Origin of the sequence: Pseudomonas fluorescens Q2-87 (assembly GCF_000281895.1) — a bacterium.
In the GTDB taxonomy this organism is placed as follows: Bacteria; Pseudomonadota; Gammaproteobacteria; order Pseudomonadales; family Pseudomonadaceae; genus Aquipseudomonas; species Aquipseudomonas fluorescens_S.
This window is the reverse complement of record NZ_CM001558.1, coordinates 2,604,182-2,627,992: the sequence shown is the minus strand read 5'-3', so window position 1 is coordinate 2,627,992 and position 23,811 is coordinate 2,604,182. Positions and strand designations below refer to the sequence as shown.

Genomic DNA, 23,811 nt, shown 5'->3' with positions numbered 1-23,811 from the left:
TTGTGTTGCCACCGTCTAGATTAGCGCCTCGCGCAAGCCCTTCACAGTGAATTTCCACTGGTCAATACACCCTGGCTGCGCGCCGTTATACGCGAGTGAACAGCGGCTCACCTCCACCCTTAGGGTTTAGCGCGTCATACACAGGTATACTTTTTCACCTCATGAGAGCGCGTATGTTGTAGCGACGACAGGCGCTGTTACGAGCGACTCCTATGCATGACATGCCGATGCGCAATACGACGACCATTGCCGTGGTTGATGATGACGAATCCGTTCGCATCGCCCTGAAAAGCCTTTTGCGGTCCAGCGGTTATCAAGTCCAGACCTATCCCAGCGCGATAGCCTTTCTCGACGCCAAAGCCCCAGCGCAGACGCACTGCCTGATCTCCGATATCCAGATGCCAGGCATGACCGGCGTGCAATTGCATGAGCGGCTCGACGCGATGGGTTTTCGGATCCCCACCATATTCATCACCGCTTATCCGAGCCTCGGCGCCAACACACCGCGGCTGATCGCGTGCCTGCCTAAGCCCTGTGATGCCAATAAATTGTTGAACTGCATCGAAGTCGCCCTGCGCCAGCGACCTTGAGACGGCTGCGCAATGCCCCCCTTGCGCCCGGTATACCTTGGTATAGCCATGCACCACCTATGTATGGCGCGACTGAACCGAGGTAGAGGTGCCCCCCGCCTGCATCCACCCCTAACATGACCTCACAGCGGGCCACTCGCTGGACCAAACACCAACCTCTGCACTTCGTGCCCGGCCACCGCCCTTTTTGCGCTTACCGAGCAACACTGCGACCTTTCGGGGGACCGGGCTATGTTGGCCTTCTTCGATTCACCTCGATGCATCTTGAAACTCATGGGCGCGATCAACCTGCTCGGCGCAGTTTCCCTTGCCGGCTGCACGGTGGGCCCGGATTTCATGAAACCGCAGGGCACGCTTGAGGCCGTGCAACTGACGCCGCGGCCAGAATACGAAAGCGTCGTCCCGCCATCCGAAGCCGCTGTTCCAAGCCAATGGTGGCTGCTGTTCGACGACCCAATGCTCACGCAGCTGCAATCTCGCGCACAGATGGGCAATCTCGATCTGCAAGTGGCCTCCGAACGCATCGAACAAAGCCGGGCTCAGCTGGGGATTGCCGCTTCACAACTGCTACCCAGCGTCGGCGCCAACGCCAGCTACACCCGTGAGGCGCTAAGCGAAAACGGCAGGTTTGCCGCACTGGGCGCCCCGACTGACCCGAGCAATTTCTGGCAGTTGGGCTTCGACGCCAGTTGGGAAATCGATCTGTGGGGCCGCGCCCAGCGCCTGCGCGAGGGTGCCGCGGCGAGCCTGCAAGCCACGGTGTATGACCGTGAAGCTGCGCGGGTGGCCTTGTCCGCCGAAGTGGCTCGAACCTATTTGCAACTGCGCGGAACCCAGGCTCAACTGGACATCGCCGAGCAGAACCTGGCGATTGCCGAACGGACCCTCAGCCTGGCCGAAAGCCGCGAACGTAACGGCGTCGCGACGCGCTTTGAAACCTCTTCCGCTCATGCGCAATGGGCAACGATCAAGGCCCTGGTGCCAGAGCTGAGCCAGCGTCGCAACGCCCAGATGAATGCGCTGGCGTTATTGATGGGAGAACAGCCCCGGGCCCTCGACGCGCAACTGCGCACGGCCATGCCTCTGCCTTCGCTACCTGCTCGCGTTCCGGTGGGCGTCTCGTCTGACCTGGCCCGCCGACGTCCGGACATCCTTCGCGCCGAAGCACAGCTGCATGCCGCCACCGCGGCCATTGGCGTGGCCAAGGCGGATTTCTATCCACGCATCGGTTTGAAAGGAAAAATCGGCGTCGAAGCCTTCGAGGGTGGCGATCTCGCCAGTTGGGACTCGCGTTTCTTTTCAGTCGGCCCAACGGTCTACCTGCCGATCTTCCAGGGCGGACGGCTGGTCCAGCGCCTGGCGCTGAACGAATCACGGCAAAAAAGCGCTGCCCTGGCTTATCGGCAAACCGTGTTGCGTGCCTGGCACGAGGTGGATAACGCCCTGGACGCCTGGGCCGCCCAGCAACGTCAGCACGCTGACTTGCAGGTTTCCTATGAGCAGAACAAGCAGGCACTGCATGCGGCCGAACGAGGCTACCAGCAAGGCGCCACCGATTATCTGAGTGTACTGACGGCGCAACTCAACCTGCTTTCCAGCCAGACCCGTCTCAATGACAGTACGACCAATGCCACGCTGACCGTGGTCAATCTCTACAAGTCCCTGGGCGGTGGCTGGGTGCCGGAGGCGGTCCAATGAACAGCCTCGCACCGTCGCCCATCCATGTCGTGGCGCGCGAAGCCACCCAGGCCAAGCCTTCGAAGCGCCCATTGGTCGGGCTCCTGGGCATCTTTATTGCGGCCATGATGGCAGGGTTGAACACTCGGGTCGGCGCATTGGCGCTGGCCGATGTCAGAGGCGCCATGGGCCTGGGCTTCGACGATGCCTCCTGGCTCACGACGGCGTACAGCGCCGGGGAACTGATCGCCATGCCGTTTTCGGCGTGGTTTGCCATTACGCTTTCGGTCCGCCGTCTGGAATTGTGGATGCTCGGCACGTGTTCGCTGCTGGCGTTGATCCTGCCCTTCATCCACAACCTGGATCTGCTGTTGGTCTTGCGCTTCGCACAGGGTCTTGCCAGCGGCACGACAATTCCGTTGCTGATGATGGCTGCCCTGAAATTCCTGCCGCCGCCCATCCGCCTGTATGGGTTGGCCATGTATGCGATGACGGCGACCTTCGCGCCCAATCTGTCCATCTGGCTCGCCGGGCACTGGACGGATGTGCTGTATGACTGGCGCTGGGTTTACTGGCAGATCATTCCCCTCGCCCTGATCGCTGCCGGGCTGATTGCCTGGGGCTTGCCCCAGGAACCGATCCAAATCCCACGCTTTAGGCAAGCCAACTGGCCCGGCATGCTTTGCGGTGTATTCGCGTTCGGACTGCTGACCATCGCACTGGACCAGGGCGTGCGGCTGGACTGGTTCAATTCGTCATTGATCAGTGCTTCGTTGGTCGCCGGCCTGGCCCTGCTGACGGTCTACCTGATCACCGAGTGGTATCACCCCTCGCCATTCATCAAGTTGCAGATCCTGGGACGCCGCAACCTTGGGCTCGGTTGCACCCTGTTCGTCTCGCTGCTGGTGGTGCTGATGTCCAGCTCGCTGTTGCCGGCCAGCTATCTCGGCCCACTACAGGACTATCGTCCTTTGCAGATGGCCTCGACGGGCCTGATCGTCGCGCTGCCGCAGTTGATCCTCGGTCCGGTGGTGGCGCTGCTGCTGTACCAGAAGTGGGTCGATGCACGCCATGTGTTCGCGTTGGGATTGTTGCTGATCGCCCTCGCCTGCCTTTGCGGCGCGCAATTGACCAGCGATTGGAACCGCGACCAGTTTGTCCTGGCGCAGACGCTGCAAGCCTTTGGACAACCCATGGCGGTGGTGTCGATGCTGTTCCTGATCACCAGCGTGGTGCAGCCCGCCGAAGGGCCCTACGTGTCCGGGACCATCAACACGTTGCGAGCCTTCGGATCGTTGTTCGGTGCGGCGGTGGTGGGACAGCTCATTACGCTGCGGGGCCGTTTCCATGGCGACAGGCTGCTCGATCACGCAGCGCTGGCGAGCAATGCCCAAGGCCTTGAACCGTCACAATTGATGGGCATTTTCGGCCAGCAATCGCTGGTGCTGTCGGTCGCCGATGCCTATCGCGTGTTGGGTGTGCTGGCACTGCTGTTGATTCCCCTCGTGCTTCGCCTGACTCATATTCCCGCGCCTGTCATCCAGGCCGCCTCGTCACCCTCCTCCTACGGGTAATCCATCATGGCCCTTCCAAAGAAAGCCCAGATCACCAGTGCCATGCTGCTCGTCGTGGCAATCGGTGGTGTTGTTTATTTCAATCGTCCGGAATCCGGCGCATCGATACAGTCGACCGATGACGCCTATGTCCAGGCCGACTTCACGGTCGTGGCGCCACGGGTCTCAGGTACAGTCGAGACGGTCTCGGTCGAGGACAACCAATGGGTAAAAAAAGGCGACCTGCTCGCCACCCTCGACGACCGCGATTTCGTCGCAGCCGTGAACGCGGCGAAAGCCCAGGTCGCCAGCGCCCAAGCAGGCATTTCCAGCCTGCAAGCGCACCTGACCCAACAGCACGCCACCATTCGCCAGGCCCAAGCCGCGTTGGCCGCCGATGAGGCTGCGCTGAAGCTGGCCAGCGTCAACCATGCCCGCTATCGCAACCTGGCCACTGACGGATCGGGAACCGTGCAAGCGCAGCAACAGGCCGAAGCGCAACTGAGCATTCAATCGGCCAGCCGAGACAAGAGCCAAGCCGTGCTGGAGGCGGCGCGGCAACAAGTTGACGTGCTCAAGGCCGACCTGGAAAAAGCCACGGCGGCCCTTGCCCATGCACAGGCCGCACAAGCCATCGCCGAATTGAAGCTTTCCTATACCCGAATCACCGCACCGCTCGACGGCACGATCGGGCAAAAATCCGTGCGTGTCGGTGCTTTCGTCAGGACTGGCAGCCCGTTGCTGGCGATCGTGCCCCTCGATGCGGTCTACATCACCGCCAATTTCCGGGAAACGCAGTTGGCCCAGGTAGAGACAAGCCAAGCCGTGAGTATCGACGTCGACGCGTTGCCGGGCCAGGCACTGGAAGGAACGGTGCAAAGCCTCGGACCAGCCAGCGGAGCCAGCTACTCGGCCATCGCACCGCACAACGCCACTGGCAACTTCACCAAGATCGTGCAGCGCATTCCGGTGCGCATTCGCCTCAATCCCGACCAGCCCGCAGCGGCCAGGCTACGGGTAGGCATGTCTGTCACTCCGCACATTCGAACCGCTCCATAACCACAGGCCAACAGCAGCAGACGAGGGGCATCGGTATGGGCTAAAGACTTAAGCAAATAACTTAAAGTTATTTGTTTTATGTTTTTTAGATCATTTAGATTAAGCCTTAAGCCGAATGGCTCGCGCGGTGCGCTCTGTCGTTACCACGGGCAAGCACCTCTCAGTCACTGCAATTTCATTAAACGGGCCACCGTCATGCAGCTCCTCACGCTTCCCCCTTCTCCCGGCCTGGCCACCTCGATACGCGCCACGGCCCAGGTCTTCGAAGACCCGACCTCCCGCGCCTTGCTGGCCCACCTGCAACAAGTGGCGCCCAGTGATGCCAGCGTACTGATCATCGGCCAGACCGGTACCGGCAAGGAGTTGGTGGCTCGCCACGTACACAACCTCAGCGCCCGTCGCGACAAGCCGTTCATTGCGGTCAACTGCGGGGCTTTTTCCGAGTCGCTGGTGGAGGCCGAACTGTTCGGGCACGAAAAAGGCGCCTTCACCGGCGCTTTGACGGCCAAGGCCGGCTGGTTCGAGGAGGCCGACGGCGGCACCTTGTTCCTTGATGAAATCGGCGATTTGCCGCTGGCGATCCAGGTCAAGCTGCTGCGGGTGTTGCAGGAACGGGAAGTGGTTCGCCTGGGCTCACGCAAGAGCATCAAGATCGATGTGCGCGTGCTGGCGGCGACCAACGTGCAGCTGGAAAAAGCCATCAATGCCGGGCACTTTCGCGAAGACCTCTATTACCGCCTGAACGTGGTCAGCCTGGCGCTCAAGCCCCTGCGCGAACGGCCCGGCGACATCTTGCCGTTGATACGCCATTTCATTGCGCAGTACAGCCGCCGATTGGGTCACGGCGAAGTGACGCTGGATGCCCAGGCACAACGAAAATTGCTCGATTATTCCTGGCCGGGGAATATCCGCGAACTGGAAAACGTCATCCATCACACGCTGCTGATCTGCCGCAACAATGTGATCGGCGAACAGGACCTGCACCTGTCGAACTTTCGCATCGAACGCCAAGACAGCCCACAAGCGTCCATCCCCCAAACGGCCGACGCGCTGCTGCAAAAAGCCTTTGAAAAGCTGCTCGAGCAAGAGCATGGCGACCTGTATGAAAAGGTCGAAGCGCAGCTGTTGCGCACCGCCTACCGATACGCCAACTGCAATCAAGTCCACACCGCGAGCTTGTTGGGACTGAGCCGCAACGTCACCCGTACGCTGCTGATCCAGATCGGCGAACTGGTGGTCAACAAACGCCGACCGTCGCTGAACACGCGGGACGGCCAGGTGATCAACCTGTCAACCTGAACGTATATCCCTACAACTCAGCCCTGGTGGTTGGGGGTGGTTGGAGGAACGGTGGAATATGCAGGCAGGTATTGGCCAGCCATGACATGCCCTTACCACAAGAACACCGGCCCGGCTTTGGGTGGGTTGGCTGGGGATTTATGAACAATCAAGCGAGCACCTGCCCCCGGCCACGGCCCAGCGTTGGGTGAGGTTTGGCTGGCTTGCCCAGCCAAACCGGACAGGGCTAACCCAGTTGCCGGCGCACGGCCAGTTCCACGCCGCGCAGTTCGGCCAGGCCCTTGAGGCGGCCGATCAGTGAGTAGCCGGGGTTGCTCTTGCGGTGCTGGTCGTCGAGCAGTTGATGGCCATGGTCCGGTCGCAGTGGCAAGCGCGGGCCGCCTTCGCGTTCACGCCTGCGTTCTTCAGCCACCAACGCACTGATGACCCCGACCATGTCGACGTCGCCATCCAGGTGATGGGCTTCGTGGAAGCTTCGTGGGTTCGCTTCACGACGGGTGGAGCGCAGGTGGGTGAAGTAGATGAACGGAGCAAAGTGCTTGGCCATCGCCACCAAATCGTTGTCCTCCCGCACGCCATAGGAACCGGTACAGAACGTCAAGCCATTGGCCGGGCTTGGCGCAGCGTCCAGCAGCCACTGGGCATCCTCTGCGGTGGAGAGGATGCGCGGCAGACCGAGCAGCGACCGGGGCGGATCGTCCGGGTGGATGGCCATTCGCACACCCACCTCCTGCGCGACCGGGATCACCGCGCGCAAGAAATAACCCAAATGTTCACGCAGTTTGGCTTCGTCAATGTCGGCATAGGTGCGCAGCAAGGCCCGGAAATTGTCCAGGTTGTAATGCTCCTCGGCACCGGGCAGGCCTGCGATCAGGGTATCGACCAAGGTGTCGCGCTGGGTAGGCGAAAGCTGTTCGAAGTAGGCCTTGGCCTGCTGGACATCCTCGGCAGCGTACTCGGCCTCAGCGCCCGGACGCTGGAGGATGAACAGGTCGAACGCGGCAAATGCAGTCTGGTCGAACCGCAGTGCCCAGCCGCCATCCGCCAGTTCATAAGTCAGGTCGGTGCGGGTCCAGTCCAGCACCGGCATGAAGTTGTAGCAGACGATATCGATGCCGCAAGCCGCCAGGTTACGCACGCTTTGCTGGTAGTTGGCGATGTACTCGTCACGCCGCCCGCAACCTCGCTTGATGTCCTCGTGCACCGGAATGCTTTCCACGACCGACCAGCTCAAGCCGGCGTCCTCGATCATCTGCTTGCGCGCAGCGATGGCCTCCACCGGCCACACTTCGCCGTTAGGAATGTCGTGCAGCGCCGTGACGATGCCGGTCGCACCGGTTTGACGGACGTCCGCCAGGGATATCGGGTCCTTGGGGCCAAACCAACGCCATGTCTGTTCCATATTTTTTCTCCTTGTTTGTCAGTTGGGTGCGGCAAAGGTGCTTAGAAGCTTGCCCATGCCGTCACGGGCCAGGGCGGCATAGGCGCTTTGCACGGCATCGTGAAAGGCTGCACGAGCCGACAACTGCGCCGGAAAAACCTCATCCACTTCAAGAAAGGCCTTCACCAGCGCTTCGCCTTCGAAACGCCCCGCCAGGTCGGCAAAGGTGGCGTTCAATGGATCGTCAATCAGCTGCGCCAGTTGGCCAGGCAACGGTTGAGTGCAATAGCGAATCCACGCGGCGATACCCAGGGCGATGCAAGCGATATCACGCCCTTGATCGAGCAACTGCTGTGCCCCGAGCAACCAGCGTTGCGGCAGTTTCTGCGAGCCGTCCATGGCGATCTGGCGCAAGCGATGCTGCAAGCTGTCATTGGCAAAGCGGGCCTTCAGGTCATTGGCATAGACTGAAAGATCGATACCCGCCGGCATGTCCAGGGTGGGCGCGGCTTCCTCGGCCATGTAACGCCCGATCAGGCGCAGCAGGTTCGCGTCACTGACGGCATCGAAAACCGTTTCGTGGCCGACCAGCAATCCCACATAGGCCAGCAGCGAATGGCTGCCATTGAGCATGCGCAGCTTCATCGTTTCGAACGGGCGCACGTCGTCCACCATCTGCACGCCTTCGAGCTCCCAGTCCGGGCGGCCGAGGGGAAAGCGATCCTCGATCACCCATTGGCTGAAGCTTTCGCACACCACCGCCGCCGGATCGTGGCAGTCGAGTTCCTGCGCGAGTCGGCGAAAGGATTCGCCATCCATGGCCGGCACGATGCGGTCGACCATGGAACTGGGAAACGCTACCTGTTCCTCGACCCACTTCGCCAAGGCTGCATCCTGAATCGCCGCCAATGCACTGACCGCCTGGCGGGTGCGCTGGCCGTTGTCCGGCATGTTGTCGCAGCACAGCACCGTGAAGGCCGGAGTGCCGGCGGCGCGGCGACGACGCAGGGCTTCAAGGACGATGCCGGGGGCCGAACGGGGCGTTTGCGGATGAGCCATGTCATGGGCAATCAGCGGATCTTCGCGGCGCAACTGTCCCGAGGATGGACTCAGGCAATAGCCCTTTTCGGTGACGGTCAGGGTGACGATCCGTGTCTGCGGTGCGGCCATGCGCTGTAACAACGATTCCAAGTCCTGGCCGCCCTCGCCTACGTACAAGGCCTCGCGCAGTACGCCGATCTCGCGCAGCGTCACCTGCTCGCGATCACGGTATTCGGCAACGTGATAGTGACCGTCCCGCTCGCGCAATTGATCGACCAGTGTGCGATTGGAGCGCAGGTTGGCGCTGCACAGCCCCCATTCGCTCTCGCCATGGCGATTGAGATGACGCTGCAGGTAGACCGCCTGGTGGGCGCGATGAAACGCCCCCAGGCCCAGGTGCACGATACCGATCTGCGGCGAGGCGCCCGTGCTGGGAACAAGTTTCACATCAAGCATCGACACGCTCCTTCTGTTCAGGGGTGGCTCAGGGCCGAAGCCGATTGCGGGCGTTTTGCCGCCAAGTCGCCGGCGTCAGCCACCGCCAGCGGTTTCACATAACGCGCCACACACGCGGCACCAATCACGGTCAGCAGCCCCGCCAGCAGGAATGCACTGGTGAACGAACCGGTGAACTGCACCAAAAAGCCGGTGAGGGTTGGGCCAATGATCCCCGATGTGTTCGCCAGGAAATGCATGAAACCACTCACGCCGCCAACCCGCGCCGCCGGAACGGTGTCCTGAATGATCGCCCAGTAAATGGCGCCGGTGAGGTAAAGGAAGAACACCGCCAAGGCGACGAGAATGACCGCCGGATACAGCGTGCTGACCATCCCGGCACACGCGATGCAGGCAGCGCAGGCCAACAGGCACGTCACCAATACCACCTTGCGCGAGAACATCATCCGCCCGGTCTTCTTGAACACGAAGTCGGAAATGAAACCACCCAGGGCCAGGCCGAGGAAGCCCAACACCCACGGAATGACCGTGGCGATGCTCATGTCCTTGACGTTCAGGCCGTGGGCCATGGTCAGGTAGCTGGGGAACCAGGTCAGGAAGAAGAACAGCGTGTAGTTGTAGGAAAAGAACGCCAGGGAGGTGAACAGCACCGTCGGCTGCTTGAGGTAGAAGCGCAGCGGGAGCACCGGTTGTGCCGCCAACTCGCTTTGCCCCTCGGCGCGAAGAATATCCTCAGCGCCCTCGCCCACTGGCCGTTCCCTGACGAACTTGAACCACACCGCGGCCCAGACCAGGCCGATCACCATGATGATAATGAACGACATCTTCCAGCCGTAGGTGACGGCGATGAAGCCCACCACCGGGCCGGAAATCGCCCCGCCCAGCGGTGTGCCGGACATCGACGCGCCTATCGCCCGAGCCCTGCGTTTGGGGGTGTACCAATTGTTGACCATCTTGCTGGTGGTGACGCTCAGCGGTCCTTCACCCATGCCGAACAGAATCCGGATGAGCACCAGTGAAGCAAAGCCCACCGTCAGCACGGTCAGGCCACTGAACAGCGACCACAGCACCATTGCCAGCAGTAAGGTGGTCTTGGCGCCGTAGCGGTCGGCGGCCCAGCCACCGATGAAGTTGAAGGCGGCATAGCCGACGAAAAAGCTACTGAAGATCATGCCCATCTCACCCGTGCTAAGACCGTAGTCCTTCTGGATGAAAGGGGCCGCGACGGACAATGCCGACCGGTCGAGGTAGTTGATGACCCCGGCCAGGAACAGCATGATGATGATTAAGCTACGTCCTTGACCAAACATGGTGGAACCTCCCGCTTGTTGTGTTTATTCGGTGAGGATGCCCATTACAGGCACGATGAAACCGGTGAGACCAACGACTCAGTGATGGGCGCTCGTCAGCTCCACCAGGATTTTTCGGGTTTGCTCAGGGTGTTTTTCGATCAGCTCGATGGCGCCGGGCATGTCGTCGAAGGTGACGCGATGGCTGATCAGGTCCTGGACCTGCAACTGGCCGCTGGCGATCAGCTCGATCACCTTGGGGAACTTGCGGTTGTTAAGCCGTGAGCCCACCAGGGTCAGTTCTTTCTTGATCATTTCCAGCTGCACCAGGTCGCTGGGCGTGGCATTGAAGCCCAGCAAGCCGATGCGACCGGCCGGCGAAGCCAGGCGCACCATCTGCGGCATCAGCGCGGGAATGCAGGCGGCATCGACAATCAACGGCACGCCCTCGCCCTGGGTGAGTTCTCGCATGGTTGCTTCGACATCGACTTCCTGGCCGTTGAGGGTCCGGCTCGCGCCGAGTGCCCGCGCCGTTTCCAGGCGGCTGTCGATGACATCGGTCACGGTGATGTCGGTCAGGCCCAGCGCCCGGGCCATCTGCACCAACGTCAGGCCGATGACACCGGCACCGTAGATCAGCACGCTGTCGCCCGGATGGGGTTGCATGCGATCGAGCACGTTCAGGGCAATGGAATAAGGCTCGACCAAGGCGCCGTGGCTGAGGGACATCGAATCGGGCAAGCGGTGGGCATTTTGCGCCGGTACGCAAACCTGCTCGCTGAAGCCGCCGTCGCGGTGCACGCCGATCACTTGCAGCCGGGTGCAGACGTTGGGCCGACCGATGCGACACGGATAGCAGGTGCCGCAGCTGATCACCGGATCAATGCACACGCGGTCGCCCGTTTGAAGGTGTTCTACGCCTTCGCCGACTTGCCGGACCACCCCGGAAAACTCATGGCCGGTGACACGGGGGAAACGCACGAATGCGTTCTGCCCGTGAATGATGTGCATGTCCGAGCCACAGATGCCGGCATAGGCTACATCGACCTGGACTTCGCCACGGGCAACCTGCGGCGAGTCGACCTGGGCCAACCCGAACTCGAAGGGTGCTCTTACCTGGAACGCTTTCATCGGGTCACTCCTGACGGGACACTCGCCCCGTTTGTTGAATGGGCAAGACTGTTTCACCAATGCCAGAGCGTGCCGTCTTCGAGACGGTTGACTGGCAGGCTGGCGCGCTTGTAGGGGTATTGGCGAGCCAGGTTTTCGTCGATATCGACGCCGTGCCCCGGTGCATCGCCCGGGGTGAAGTGGCCGTCCTCGAAGCGATAGGCATGGGGGAAGACTTCATCGATGCGTGCTTCGTGAGGCATGTGTTCCTGGATGCCGAAATTGGGCACCCAGGTGTCGAAATGCAGGGCCGCGCCCATGCACACCGGCGACAGGTCGGTGGCGCCGTGAAAGCCGGTGCGCACCTGGAACAGCGCGGCAAAATCGGCGATGCGCCGCACATGGGTGATGCCGCCGGCATGCACCAGCGTCGTGCGGATGTAATCGATCAGTTGTTCCTGGATCAACTCGCGGCAGTCATGGATGGAGTTGAACACCTCGCCCACGGCCAACGGTGTGGTGGTGTGCTGGCGAATCAGGCGAAAGGCCTGCTGGTTTTCCGCCGGCGTACAGTCTTCGAGCCAGAACAGGTTGTACGGCTCCACGGCCTTGCCCAGGCGCCCCGCTTCGATGGGCGTCAGGCGATGGTGCACGTCATGCAGGATGTGCAGGTCGTCGCCAAAACGCTCGCGCACGGCGGCAAACAGCTTGGGCACGTAGTTGAGATACTTGGCCGTGTCCCAGACGTGTTCAGCCGGCAGATCGCTGTCGGCAGGCTCATAGCGTTCACCGCTGCGCTTGGCGACGCCATACGTGGTGGCGATACCCGGGATCCCACACTGCACGCGCACGGCCTTGTAGCCCAATTCGACGTGGCGGGCGACTTCATCCAGGCAACCTTCGATGTCTTTACCGGTGGCGTGCCCGTAGACCATCACCCGCTCCCGGCTCTTGCCGCCGAGCAGCTGATACAACGGCATGTTCGCCGTCTTGGCCTTGATGTCCCAGAGCGCCACATCGACGGCGGCGATGGCGGTCATGGTCACCGGGCCCCGCCGCCAGTAGGCGCCACGGTACAGGTACTGCCAGATGTCCTCGATGCGGTGGGCGTCGCGGCCGATCAGCGCCGGGAGGACATGCTCTTCCAGATAAGCGACGACCGCCAGTTCGCGGCCGTTCAAGGTCGCATCACCGATGCCGTAAATGCCTTCGTCCGTGACGATCTTCAAGGTGACCAAATTGCGGCCCGGGCAGGTAACAATGACGCGCGCTTCAACAATTTTCATAAAGTCAGACCTGTGCAACAGAAGGAAGTGAGGACGTGCCCATGTTCGGCATGGCCGCCGGGGGAATCAGTGCACCCCGAAACTGAACGACCTGGGCAGCCAGGCGATGGCCCCAGCGCGCGGCCTGCGTCGGCTCCCCGCCTTGCAGGCGGCAAGCCAGGTAAGCGGCGCTGAACGAATCGCCGGCGGCAGTGGTGTCGATGACGTGGGCAACGTTTTGCGCGGGCACTTCGAAACGGCCCGCCGGGCATTGGATCAGGCAGGAAGCCGCGCCGCGCTTGAGCACCACCTCGCCGATTCCGGCCTGCGCATAGGCGCTGAACAAAGCGTCAGCGTCGGGATAGCCAAACAGGATGGCGTCATCTTCCCAAGTGACCAGGGCCAGGTCGGTCAGGTGCAGGAGGTCGCGGTAGGCCTGACGCGCCGTTTCCGGATCGGGCCAGAGATGGGGACGGTAGTTGTTGTCGAAGACGATGCGGGTGCCTGCTCGGCGAGCGCGCTGCAAGGCGTGCATCAAGCGCTCGCGGCCATCGAGGGTCAGGATCGCCAGGCTGATGCCGCTCAGATAGACGTAGTCGAAATCCGCCAGCGCATTCAGCGTCGCGTCGGCCTCGGGACCATCGAACATGCGCCGTGCCGCTGCTTCACCACGCCAGTAAAGAAAACGCCGCTCGCCGTGCAGATCGGTCTGGATGAAATACAGGCCCGGCAGTGCATCTTCGAACACCCGTACATGGGCGTCGGCGACCCCTTCGTTCAGCCAGGAGCGGCGCATGGCCACGCTGAATGCATCGCTGCCCACGGCCGTCACATAGTCAACCGTCACTGCGGCACGAGGAGTCAATCGCGCCAGGTAGACCGCCGTGTTGAGCGTGTCGCCGCCGAAGGTCTGGGTAATCACTGCACCCGGCTCGCCGCGCATCTCGATCATGCACTCGCCCACCAGCGCCACTTTCAAGGGGCAGGTATGCGAGCCATGGGTCCGTGTTTGATTCATCATTACGCGCCTTTTTGTGTTTTTTTAAAACGGCGTTTCATTTTTCTCTCAAGGCCCGAGTCTAGTCAGATTTTTTCCCTCGTCAAGAAAAAATGAAACAGCGTTTTAATCTGCTTGCGTATATCCTTGGGTTTTACTTTTCACGTTGGAGCCTTCATGGACAACAGCGTCATCCCAAGCAACGACCAGGTGTCGGCAGTCGGCCGGACCATGGCCGTACTCGAGGCCTTGGCCGAGCATCCGGAAGAAAGCGGCGTCTCGGAAATCGCCAACAAACTGGACATGTCCAAAGCCACGGTCTATCGCTTCTTGCAGTCGCTCAAGGCCCGTGGGTATGTGGTGCAGGATGCCGAGGATCGCTATCGCCTCAGCGTCCGGCTATTCGAACTGGGGGCCCAGGCCCTGCCCCACCTGGACATCGTTCGGGAAGCGGAACCGGGCATGCGCCGGATCAACGAACTGACCGGCGAGACGGTGCACCTGGGGATTCTCGACGAGGGCAGCATCGTCTACGTGCACAAGATCGACTCCAAGTACAACCTTCGCATGTACTCGCGCATCGGCCGGCGCGCGCCGCTGTACTGCACCGGCATCGGCAAGGTGCTGATGGCCTGGCTCGAAGAGCAGGAGTTACTCGCGCACCTGGCAGAAGAAAGCTTCGAGCGCCGAACGGCCAACACCTTGACCAGCGTCGAGGCGTACCTGCAGGAACTGGAAACCGTCCGCCGGCAAGGCTATGCCGAAGACCATGAAGAGTTCGAAGACAACATGCGCTGCCTGGCGGCACCGATTCGTGACCGTTTTGGTCATGTCATCGGTGGGATGAGCGTGTCCTTCCCGTGCTTTCGCTTCAGGGAGGAGTTGAAGCAGGACTATGTCAAACAGCTGATGCAAGCCAGCCAACAGATTTCGAGCCAGTTGGGGTGGCATCCAGGTTGAGTCGTGTGCCAACCCAGAGCCCATTAAACCTGTGGAAGCGAGCTTGCTCGCGAAGAGGACAGCTAATCCAACAGTGAACTAGCTGAATACCGCTATCGCGAGCTCGCTTCCACAGGCACCACGGGCATCTCTCTAAGCTTGTGAATCCTGCAAGACGAAACTCAGAACCAGGTTTCCATCTGGATGCCGTATTGCCACACCCCGCCTGCGTTGAAGTCCGTCTTGCCGAAGGCATCCGTGGCGCTGTATCGGTCCAGGTCCGAAGACCAGTTCATGACGCTGGCGAACAGCCGTAATTCAGGACGGGTAAGCAGATCCCCCAAGTCAGGCTTGAAGGTTGGGGCGACGGTGAATTTCCAGAAGTCACCGTCGACTGCATTGCGTTGCAGGTAGCCCTTGGGATCGAGCTTCATGGTCTGCCAGCTCATTTCGTAGGCCATCTCGAAATTGCTGTTGATCTCATTGGCCAGGCGCACGTTCAGGGTCATCCAGCGATAGTCGTCACCCTTGACGTACCGGTTCTTGCTCCGTTCAGCCAGCAAGCTTGGGCCGATGCGCCAGGCAGACGCGATGGGCGTCTCGCCGTAAAGCGCCAGGCGTACGGCCCGGGCATCGTCGATCAGCTCGCCATCCGAGCCGACGTTCTTGACCTCGGCACCCAGCCCCTGACCATAGAGCAGTGCTGTTTTGAAAAACCCCTCGCGGCCGAAAAAGTTTTTCTGGTGATTGGCCACCATGCTGTGCAAGCCGGAATCGGCCGGCGTCAGGCCTGCTTCATTGGTGCGGGTGCCAACGTCGTTTTTCCTTGCCCCTATGGCGTTGAACATCCATTGCCACTGCCCACCTTCAAAGAACTGATTGGAGGTGAGAATGTAGCTTTCCACATCGGCATCGACGCCGCCCTCGCTGAAATCCCCGTAGTTGCGACCGATCAGCGAGTAGTTCGAACGCCAATCCTTACCCATCTGTATGTCGTAGATCCCGCCTCCCGTGCCGGCCAGATAGACAACGTCCGAGTCCAGCCAGTGGATATCGAAATTGTCCCGGTCAAATCGTTTGCCAGCCCAAAGCGTGGCGTTTTCAAACGTCGCGTTGCCCTTGAATTCCGCGAGATGATCGAGTTCGGTGAACACTTGGCGCACGTTCAGATTACTTTCGTTGGCCGTCCAGTCATTGGAGCTTTCTACGCCATCGGCGATGGAGACAGTGAACTTGGCGCGGGTGCCGTTCTGCGCATACGTTTCTTTCGAGAGGTCAATGCGCATGTAGGTGTCATCCTCGTTGCCGAGCCGCCCAACGGCCCCCCCGACTGAACCGGCCGGGGTCGTATAAGGACCGCCGCGACCGCCTCCGAGCCCATCGTTGATCAGCAAGCCAGAGCGAGCGTAGCCCTTGAAGCTGAACCCGTCGGCGAGGCTCGCACTGCCGCCCTTTTTGTCGGTGCCCTGCTGGTGGGCTTCGAGTTTCGCCAGGCGGGCGTCGACTGTGGACGTCACAACGGCAGGCAAAGTCGATTGAGGAGCGGGCGCGGCGAGTTTGATTTGCTGCAATTCCCTGGCGAGTGCCTGGGTTTGCTGTTCGGCGGCGGCGGCACGCTTTTCGGCGGCACTTGCCCGAGCTTCAAACGCCGCCATGCGCTCCTCCAACGTCGCGGCCTGAGAAGTGGCCGCCGACGCGCCGAGCACGCTTGCGAGTAACCAGCTTGATGCTTTCTGCATGTGTTTTTCCCAATTTTGTTTTTATTGTTCTGTCCCGCAACCGACCTTTTCTGAATTGTCTAAATCCAGGAAAAAAAGGATGCCTCACCGCAAATACACTGCTACATTTGGCGATGTTAACGTTAACTTTTCTAAAAACAAAAATAAAGAGGGCTTCATGAAACAGCTCAAATCGCTCCTTCCCGCAGCGCTGCTCGGCCTTTGCATCGGGTTTCCTTCCCTCTCTATGGCGGCCAATCTGACGATCTCCTGCGGCGCCGTGGGCGCGGAATTGCAACTCTGCAAGGAGGCCGTCGAGGCATGGTCGAAACAAACCGGCAACAGCGTTGAAGTCGTGTCCACGCCAAACTCGGCGACCGAGCGGCTGTCGTTCTATCAACAAATCCTCAGTGCGCAATCCAGCGACATCGACATCATCCAGATCGATATGGTGTGGCCGGGCATGCTGGCCACGCATTTAATGGATTTGCGGGAACTCCTTCCTGCCAACGCGACCCAGGGCTACTTTCAGGCCCAGGTGGATAACGCCACGGTGAACGGGCGCTTGGTGACCATGCCGTGGTTCACCGATTCGGGGCTTTTGTATTACCGCAAGGACCTGCTTGAGAAGTACAACAAGCCGGTGCCACAGACTTGGGAGGAAATGACCGCTACCGCCAGGTCGGTTCAACAGGCCGAACGCAGCGCCGGCAACACCAATGCCTGGGGCTACCTGTTCCAGGGCCGCGCCTACGAGGGCTTGACGTGCAATGCGCTGGAATGGATCAGCAGCCAACCAGCAGGTGGCCTGGTCAATTCACAAGGCGAGATCGTGATTAACAGCCAGGCTGCGAGGGCGGCCTTGACGTTGGCGAAAAGCTGGGTGGGCGACATCTCCCCCCGTGGCGTGCTCAATTACACCGAGGAAGAAGGACGTGGCGTGTTCCAGTCGGGCAATGCTCTGTTCATGCGCAACTGGCCGTATGTCTGGGCCCTGGTGCAGAGCCCGGACAGCGCCGTGAAAGACAAGGTTGGCGTCGCGCCCCTGCCCCGCGGTGGCGAAACCGGCACCCATGCCTCCACGCTCGGTGGCTGGGGCTTGGCAGTATCGCGCTACAGCGCTCATCCAAAACTCGCCGCGGACTTGGTGAGCTACCTCAGCAGCGCTCAACAACAAAAACACCGTGCGTTGGTCGGCGCCTATAACCCGGTAATCGAATCCCTCTACGCAGATCCCGAACTGCTCGCGGCGATGCCGTACTACAGCCAACTGCACAGCATCCTCAACGATGGGGTCATGCGCCCCGCCGCGATCACCGCCTCACGCTATCCGCGGGTCTCCAACGCGTTCTTCGATCAAGTGCACGGTGTGCTGTCGGGCGAGCGACCCGTCGACCAGGCGCTGGTGGAACTGGAAAGCGAACTGACGCGCATCAAACACCGGAACTGGTAAGCCACAAGGAAGAAAATCGCCATGTCTGTCTCCGCTACCCATGCAACCCCCGAGTACCTGCCCTCCCGGGAGACCCCGCTCCAGCGTCGTCGAGTACGCGCCGCCTGGCTGTTTCTCACTCCGATGTTGCTCTGCCTGGCCTTGGTGGCAGCCTGGCCGCTATTGCGCACATTCTGGTTCAGCCTGACCGACGCCAGCCTGGCGGACACCCACGGCGCCACCTTCGTCGGCTTGAGCAATTACCTGTTCCACAATAGTTCCGGCTGGTCAGGCGTCCTGGTCGACCCACAATGGTGGAACGCCGTGCGCAACACCTTGCAGTTCACTGTGGTGTCGGTCGGACTGGAGATCTTCCTGGGGCTGATGGTGGCGCTGCTGTTGAACGTCACGTTTACGGGACGTCCCTTGGTGCGCGCATTGATCCTGATTCCCTGGGCGATCCCTACCATTGTCTCGGCGAAGATCTGGTCATGGATGCTCAACGACCAGTTCGGGATCATCAATCACTTGATGCTGAGCCTTGGCCTGATTGACGCGCCGTTGGCCTGGACGGCAGACGCGGATTTGTCGATGTGGGCGGTGATCATCGTCGATGTCTGGAAAACGGTTCCTTTTGTGACGTTGCTGATGCTTGCAGCCTTGCAAATGTTGCCGGGCGACTGCTACGAGGCCGCCCGGGTCGATGGCATTCATCCATTGAAGGTGTTCTGGCGGGTCACCCTGCCGTTGTTGGTACCTGCCTTGCTGGTGGCGGCGATCTTTCGCATCCTCGACTCCTTGCGAGTGTTCGACGTTATCTATGTGCTGACCTCGAACTCGTCAAGCACCATGAGCATGTCGGTCTATGCCCGCCAGCACTTGGTTGAGTTCCAGGATGTCGGCTACGGCAGCGCCGCGTCGACCCTGTTGTTTCTGGTCGTTGCGATAATCGCCATGCTTTATCTGTACCTGGGACGCCGTCAACTGGAGGTGCGCTCATGAGCCCTCGCCAGCTGAAAAAAACCTTGTTGCGCCTTGGCTTCTGGTGCCTGATCGGGCTTTTACTGCTGTATGCGGTATTTCCTTTCTACTACGCCATCGTGACGTCGCTGAAGCCCTCCAGCGCCTTGTTCCAGGTGAGCTATTGGGTCGACAACCCTGGCTTTTCCAACTACGCCGCAGTACTCAACCAAGCCTCATTCCTACGGGCGATTGGCAATTCGCTGGTCGTGGCGCTGTGCGTGGTCACCCTGGCGCTGTTCCTCAGCCTGACCGCCGCCTACGCCTTGGGCCGGGTGAAATTCCGGGGGCGTGGCACGGTATTGATGTTGGTCCTTGGCGTGTCGATGTTTCCCCAGGTCGCGGTGCTGTCGGGATTGTTCGAGGTGATACGCGCCCTGGGGCTGTACAACACGTCCTGGGCGCTGATTCTGAGCTACACGATTTTCACTCTGCCCTTCACCGTCTGGGTGTTGACGACCTTCATGGGACAACTGCCCCATGAACTGGAAGAGGCAGCCATCATGGACGGCGCCTCGCCCTGGGTCACCCTCACCCGCGTGCTGTTGCCGTTGCTTTGGCCGGCCCTGGTCACCACCGGCCTGCTGGCGTTCATCGCCGCGTGGAACGAGTTTCTGTTTGCCCTGACCTTCACCCTCACAGACACGCAACGCACGGTCCCGGTCGCCATCGCCCTGATCTCCGGTGGCAGCCCCCATGAGTTGCCTTGGGGGCTGTTGATGGCCGCATCGGTGCTGGTCACCGTCCCATTGGTGGTTCTGGTGCTGATCTTCCAGCGCCGAATCGTTTCCGGTCTCACTACCGGCGCGTTAAAGGGTTGAAGCCCAACATAAGGAGCAGCATCGTGAGCAAGTTGAAGCTACACAACCTGAACAAGCAACTGGGCGGTACACGCATTCTGCGCGATGTCAGCCTGGAGATCGCGGCGGGCGAATTCGTGGTGTTCGTCGGTCCTTCTGGCTGCGGAAAGTCGACCTTGTTGCGACTGATCGCCGGGCTGGACTCCATTTGTGATGGCGACCTGCTGATCGACGGACGACGGGTCAACGACCTGGAGCCGCGCGAGCGCGGCGTCGGCATGGTGTTCCAGTCCTATGCGCTCTATCCACACATGAGCGTCTACGACAACATCAGCTTTGGGCTCAAACTGGCCAAGACCGAAAAAAGCAGCCTGCGCGAGCGTGTACTGAAAACCGCACAGATCCTGCAATTGGACAAACTGCTGCAACGCAAGCCAAAGGAATTATCGGGAGGGCAGCGTCAGCGCGTAGCCATGGGGCGAGCCATGGCGCGGGAACCGGACATCTTGTTGTTCGATGAGCCGCTGTCCAACCTGGACGCCTCCTTGCGTGTGCAAATGCGTGATGAAATCGCCCGGCTGCATGCACGCCTGGGCTCGACCATGATCTACGTCACCCACGACCAGGTAGAAGCGATGACCCTGGCAGACAAGATCGTCGTGCTCAATGGTGGACACATTGAACAGGTGGGCTCGCCGCGTGAACTCTATGAGCGTCCGGCCAGCCGTTTTGTCGCTGGCTTTCTGGGCGCGCCTCGGATGAATTTTCTGCCGGCACGCCTGCATGCCCCAGGCGCAACCAGCCTGGTCGACTGCCATTTGCTGGGCATGACTTCCCTGCCCTTGGACAGCTCCCACCTTATAGCGGATGTCCCGCTGACCCTGGGAATTCGTCCGGAACATGTTTCGCTCAAAGCCGCTGAAGGTGCTGCAGGCGTCGTGGTAACGGGCGTCGAATACTTGGGCAGCGAAACCTACGTGCACATGGAAACCGGCCAGGATGATCCGCTGATTTGCCGGTGCGAGGCCAACCCCGGGTGGCAAGTGGGTGACCGGGTCGAACTGCAACTGGAGGCCAACAATTTGCACTTGTTCGATGCCGCCGGTTCGGCCTTGAGGGCCCATTCGCATGCTGTGGAAGCCCTGCCGGATGGCGTTATCCAGCGCTCGGCACGGGCAGGTGCGCTATGACCTTGCCTGCCGATGCAATAGCTATCCCCTCCTTGCCCTCCACCCTCGAACTTGCCCAACAGGCACTGAGCCACGGCCAGTCTCGCATCATCGAGGATTATCGACCGGCCTATCATCTCAGCCCTCCGGCAGGCTGGATGAACGACCCGAACGGTGTGGTGTACTTTCGTGGCGAATATCACGTGTTCTACCAACACCACCCTTTCGACGCGAAATGGGGCCCGATGTACTGGGGGCATGCAAAGAGCGCTGACCTGGTCCACTGGCAGCATCTGCCCATCGCCCTCGCACCGGGGGATGACTTCGACCGCGACGGGTGCTTCTCAGGGAGTGCGGTGGTGTGCGGTGATACGCTGGCGTTGATCTATACCGGGCACACCTGGCTGGGAGAAGTGGGCGATGAACGCCTGATTCGCCAAGTCCAGTGCCTGGCCACCAGTGTCGACGGCATCCGCTTCGTCAAGCATGGCGCCGTCATCGAGAGCGCGCCGCAAGTCGCGATCATGCACTTTCGTGATCCCAAGGTCTGGAAGGAAGGTGACCATTGGTACCTGATAGCCGGCGCCCGCCTGGGCGACAGGCCGTTGCTGCCGCTGTACCGCTCAACCGACCTGCACGCCTGGGAGTTCCTCGATTATGTTTCCAGCGGCACAGAGGGCGATGGCTACATGTGGGAATGCCCGGATCTGTTTCGAATGGACGGGCACGACGTGCTGCTTTACTCCCCCCAGGGCATGCAACCCCAAGGCTACGAACGGTTGAACAAGTACCAGACCGGATATCGAGTGGGCCGACTCGACAATGAATGGCACTTCACTGGCGGGCCTTTCATCGAGCTGGATAACGGGCACGATTTCTATGCCGCACAAACGCTCGTGGCCGCCGATGGCCGGCGCCTGGTTTGGGCCTGGCTCGACATGTGGGAAAGCCCGATGCCCAGCCAGGCTCATCACTGGTGCGGCATGCTCGGGTTACCGCGCGAACTGGAGTTGCGGGCTGATCGACTTTGCGTATTTCCGGCCCGGGAGTTGACGGCTTTGCGCGAGTCGCCGCTACCGAGCACGCCCTGGTGGGACGAGTCGGGCAGCCTATGGGTGCCACAGGTGACCGGCGATCGGCTCGAAATCCACGTGCATCTGGACCTACGCGACTGCACCGACGGCCATCTGGGTATCGCCTTGCGCTGCAGTGCCGATGGCCAGGAACAAACCCTGCTTTACTACGATGCGTCATTGCAACGCTTGGTGCTCGATCGCAATCGCTCGGGTGCACAGGTGAGTGGCCAGCGCAGCGTGTCGATCGACCCGGCACAAGCGCAGCTGGAACTGCGCATCTTTCTCGATCGCTCGTCCATAGAAGTGTTCGATATGAAGGGATGCTTCAGTTTCAGCAGCCGCCTCTATCCTAGGCCTGACAGCCTCGCAGTGAAGCTGTTCGCGAGCGGGAACGGCGGCCGCGTCGCCATCCCCAAGGCTTGGCCGCTGGCTTCGGGATGGCTATGAGCCTCGTCATTCGAGTCGCGGCAAGCCCGGCCCTTATGTCATGATTGCGCGTCAACCCGACCGGTCGCATCCCGCATGACTTCAGTAAAAGACGTTGCACAGCTGGCCGGCGTGTCTCTGATGACGGTTTCCCGAGCGCTCAACAATCCGGAAAAGTTGAGCGCCGAGACCCTTCAGCGGGTACGTCGCGCGATTGACGAATTGCAGTTCGTCCCAAGCCTTTCGGCACGAAAGATGCGCGGCGACAACCTGCAGTCCCGAACCATTGGCGTATTCGCACTGGACACCGCAACCACGCCGTTCGCGGTAGAGCTTCTACTGTCCATCGAGCAGACTGCGCAGCAGGCGGGCTGGAACGTCTTTATCCTCAACCTGCTGAGCAATCCGCCCACCGACCAGAACATCGACCTGATGCTGTCGCACCGTCCCGACGGATTGATCTTCAGCGCCATGGGCTTGCGCCAGGTGAGTATTCCTGAGCGTTTGCAGAACAAGCCGCTGATACTTGCCAATTGCCTGGCCGATGACAATCGCGTGGTCAGCTATGTACCTGACGATGAGGCGGGACAGTATCGCGCCGTACATCACGCCTTCAGCCAGGGCTATCGACGCCCTTTGTGCATCAACCTACCAAGACAGAGCCTCGCTTGGGGCTTGCGCCAAAAAGGCCTGCAACGTGCCTGTCAGGCGTTCGGATTGGCCCATGAAGCCCTCCTGCAATACGACCTTTCCGATCATGATGCCTACGATGAAACCGCCCCCATCCTCGACCGGCACATCATCGACGGCCGCCCACAATTCGACATTCTCATCTGTGGCAATGACCGCATTGCGTTTTGTGCCTACCAAGTGTTGTTGGGCCGTGGTTTGAAAATTCCTGGCGACGTCGCGGTGCTTGGCTACGACAATATGATCGGCATTGCCGAGTTGTTCATCCCGCCACTGACCACGGTGCAACTGCCCTACTACGAGATTGGCCGCCAGGCGGCCCGGCACCTGATCGAGGGTCTTGAGATGCCGGGCGTCCAGCCAGTGGATTGTCCGCTGGTTGTCAGAGCTTCAGTCGTTCCTGCTTCGCCCCCTCGCAATTAACCATCCAGGCAACCCCGAAGCGGTCTTCGAACATGGCGAAACGTTCCGCCCAGAACGTTTTCTCCAAGGGCATGTACACGCTGCCACCGGCGCTCAAGCCATGGAACAGGCGCTCGGCCTCGGCCACGCTGTCGACATTGAGCGAAACCGACACGCCTTGCGGCTTGCGAAACGGCTGGCCCGGCGGACAATCGGAGGCCATCAGGCTGAATGCGCCGACGGTCAGGCAAGCGTGCAGGATCAGGTTCGGGTCCTTGGGCACGCCGGCTTCCTCTGGCGCTTGTGCGAAAGACATGGAAAACAGCTCGCCGCCCAGCACTTCCTGGTACAACGCGAAGGCTTGCTGGCAGTTTCCGTTGAAGGTCAGGTAGGGAATGATTCTCACGGTGAATCTCCTGTTG

20 protein-coding genes are annotated in these 23,811 nt (G+C 60.7%); 12 read left to right on the top strand and 8 right to left on the bottom strand.

Translation table 11 applies throughout. The features are described 5' to 3' along the window. Window positions 1-212 precede the first annotated feature (212 nt). The 5 genes from PFLQ2_RS15855 to PFLQ2_RS15875 all read left to right on the top strand — a co-directional run bounded on the left by PFLQ2_RS15855 (window position 213) and on the right by PFLQ2_RS15875 (window position 6,178). A complete protein-coding gene (locus PFLQ2_RS15855) occupies window positions 213-590 on the top strand; it encodes a response regulator transcription factor (protein WP_003181059.1) in 378 nt (125 codons plus the stop codon). Between the two features lie 231 nt (window positions 591-821). Beyond that, window positions 822-2,288 carry an efflux transporter outer membrane subunit gene (locus PFLQ2_RS15860; protein WP_003181057.1) on the top strand — a complete coding sequence of 489 codons (1,467 nt, stop codon included), beginning with the start codon at window positions 822-824 and terminating at the stop codon, window positions 2,286-2,288. Further along, complete coding sequence (locus PFLQ2_RS15865) at window positions 2,285-3,841, top strand: MFS transporter (protein WP_003181055.1); 1,557 nt, start codon at window positions 2,285-2,287, stop codon at window positions 3,839-3,841. Before PFLQ2_RS15860 ends, PFLQ2_RS15865 begins: the two co-directional genes overlap by 4 nt. A gap of 6 nt (window positions 3,842-3,847) precedes the next feature. Then, window positions 3,848-4,879, top strand: a complete 1,032-nt coding sequence (locus PFLQ2_RS15870) for an HlyD family secretion protein (RefSeq protein ID WP_003181053.1) — start codon at window positions 3,848-3,850, stop codon at window positions 4,877-4,879. A gap of 195 nt (window positions 4,880-5,074) precedes the next feature. After that, the gene (locus PFLQ2_RS15875; RefSeq protein WP_003181051.1) at window positions 5,075-6,178 is read left to right on the top strand and encodes a sigma-54 interaction domain-containing protein; all 1,104 of its coding nucleotides are present in this window, start codon (window positions 5,075-5,077) and stop codon (window positions 6,176-6,178) included. Window positions 6,179-6,404: 226 nt separating this feature from the next. Here PFLQ2_RS15875 and uxuA read toward each other — a convergent pair whose 3' ends face one another. The 6 genes from uxuA to PFLQ2_RS15905 all read right to left on the bottom strand — a co-directional run bounded on the left by uxuA (window position 6,405) and on the right by PFLQ2_RS15905 (window position 13,738). After that, window positions 6,405-7,580, bottom strand: coding sequence for a mannonate dehydratase (uxuA, locus tag PFLQ2_RS15880; protein WP_003181049.1), 1,176 nt, complete (start codon window positions 7,578-7,580; stop codon window positions 6,405-6,407). Between the two features lie 18 nt (window positions 7,581-7,598). After that, window positions 7,599-9,056 carry a mannitol dehydrogenase family protein gene (locus tag PFLQ2_RS15885; protein WP_003181047.1) on the bottom strand — a complete coding sequence of 486 codons (1,458 nt, stop codon included), beginning with the start codon at window positions 9,054-9,056 and terminating at the stop codon, window positions 7,599-7,601. A 17-nt stretch (window positions 9,057-9,073) separates the two neighbouring features. Then, window positions 9,074-10,366: an MFS transporter gene (locus PFLQ2_RS15890; protein WP_003181045.1), complete on the bottom strand. Its 1,293-nt coding sequence runs from the start codon at window positions 10,364-10,366 to the stop codon at window positions 9,074-9,076. 78 nt (window positions 10,367-10,444) lie between these two features. Continuing rightward, entirely contained in the window at window positions 10,445-11,476 is a 1,032-nt protein-coding gene (locus tag PFLQ2_RS15895) for a Zn-dependent oxidoreductase (RefSeq protein WP_003181041.1), read from the bottom strand. 53 nt (window positions 11,477-11,529) lie between these two features. Next, entirely contained in the window at window positions 11,530-12,741 is a 1,212-nt protein-coding gene (gene manD, locus PFLQ2_RS15900; protein WP_003181038.1) for a D-mannonate dehydratase ManD, read from the bottom strand. Window positions 12,742-12,745: 4 nt separating this feature from the next. Continuing rightward, window positions 12,746-13,738, bottom strand: a complete 993-nt coding sequence (locus PFLQ2_RS15905) for a sugar kinase (RefSeq protein WP_003181036.1) — start codon at window positions 13,736-13,738, stop codon at window positions 12,746-12,748. A gap of 156 nt (window positions 13,739-13,894) precedes the next feature. Here PFLQ2_RS15905 and kdgR point away from each other — a divergent pair, with 156 nt between their 5' ends. Further along, a complete protein-coding gene (kdgR, locus tag PFLQ2_RS15910) occupies window positions 13,895-14,677 on the top strand; it encodes a DNA-binding transcriptional regulator KdgR (RefSeq protein WP_003181034.1) in 783 nt (260 codons plus the stop codon). A 161-nt stretch (window positions 14,678-14,838) separates the two neighbouring features. On the opposite strand, the gene PFLQ2_RS15915 is transcribed toward kdgR, so the two are convergent. Further along, on the bottom strand, window positions 14,839-16,395 hold the full coding sequence (locus tag PFLQ2_RS15915) for a carbohydrate porin (protein ID WP_003181032.1): 1,557 nt from the start codon (window positions 16,393-16,395) through the stop codon (window positions 14,839-14,841). A gap of 157 nt (window positions 16,396-16,552) precedes the next feature. Between PFLQ2_RS15915 and PFLQ2_RS15920 the strand changes: the two genes are divergently transcribed. The 6 genes from PFLQ2_RS15920 (at window position 16,553) to PFLQ2_RS15945 (ending at window position 23,410) form a co-directional block, all read left to right on the top strand. Next, window positions 16,553-17,827, top strand: a complete 1,275-nt coding sequence (locus PFLQ2_RS15920; protein WP_003181031.1) for an ABC transporter substrate-binding protein — start codon at window positions 16,553-16,555, stop codon at window positions 17,825-17,827. A gap of 21 nt (window positions 17,828-17,848) precedes the next feature. Further along, window positions 17,849-18,808: a carbohydrate ABC transporter permease gene (locus tag PFLQ2_RS15925; RefSeq protein WP_003181030.1), complete on the top strand. Its 960-nt coding sequence runs from the start codon at window positions 17,849-17,851 to the stop codon at window positions 18,806-18,808. Further along, complete coding sequence (locus PFLQ2_RS15930; RefSeq protein WP_003181028.1) at window positions 18,805-19,647, top strand: carbohydrate ABC transporter permease; 843 nt, start codon at window positions 18,805-18,807, stop codon at window positions 19,645-19,647. Before PFLQ2_RS15925 ends, PFLQ2_RS15930 begins: the two co-directional genes overlap by 4 nt. 23 nt (window positions 19,648-19,670) lie before the next feature. Next, entirely contained in the window at window positions 19,671-20,816 is a 1,146-nt protein-coding gene (locus tag PFLQ2_RS15935; RefSeq protein ID WP_003181026.1) for an ABC transporter ATP-binding protein, read from the top strand. Continuing rightward, window positions 20,813-22,318 carry a glycoside hydrolase family 32 protein gene (locus PFLQ2_RS15940; RefSeq protein ID WP_003181023.1) on the top strand — a complete coding sequence of 502 codons (1,506 nt, stop codon included), beginning with the start codon at window positions 20,813-20,815 and terminating at the stop codon, window positions 22,316-22,318. Before PFLQ2_RS15935 ends, PFLQ2_RS15940 begins: the two co-directional genes overlap by 4 nt. A 75-nt stretch (window positions 22,319-22,393) precedes the next feature. After that, window positions 22,394-23,410: a LacI family DNA-binding transcriptional regulator gene (locus PFLQ2_RS15945; RefSeq protein WP_003181022.1), complete on the top strand. Its 1,017-nt coding sequence runs from the start codon at window positions 22,394-22,396 to the stop codon at window positions 23,408-23,410. On the opposite strand, the gene PFLQ2_RS15950 is transcribed toward PFLQ2_RS15945, so the two are convergent. Beyond that, window positions 23,370-23,795: a VOC family protein gene (locus PFLQ2_RS15950; protein ID WP_003181021.1), complete on the bottom strand. Its 426-nt coding sequence runs from the start codon at window positions 23,793-23,795 to the stop codon at window positions 23,370-23,372. The genes PFLQ2_RS15945 and PFLQ2_RS15950 overlap by 41 nt on opposite strands. Between the last annotated feature and the right edge of the window lie 16 nt (window positions 23,796-23,811).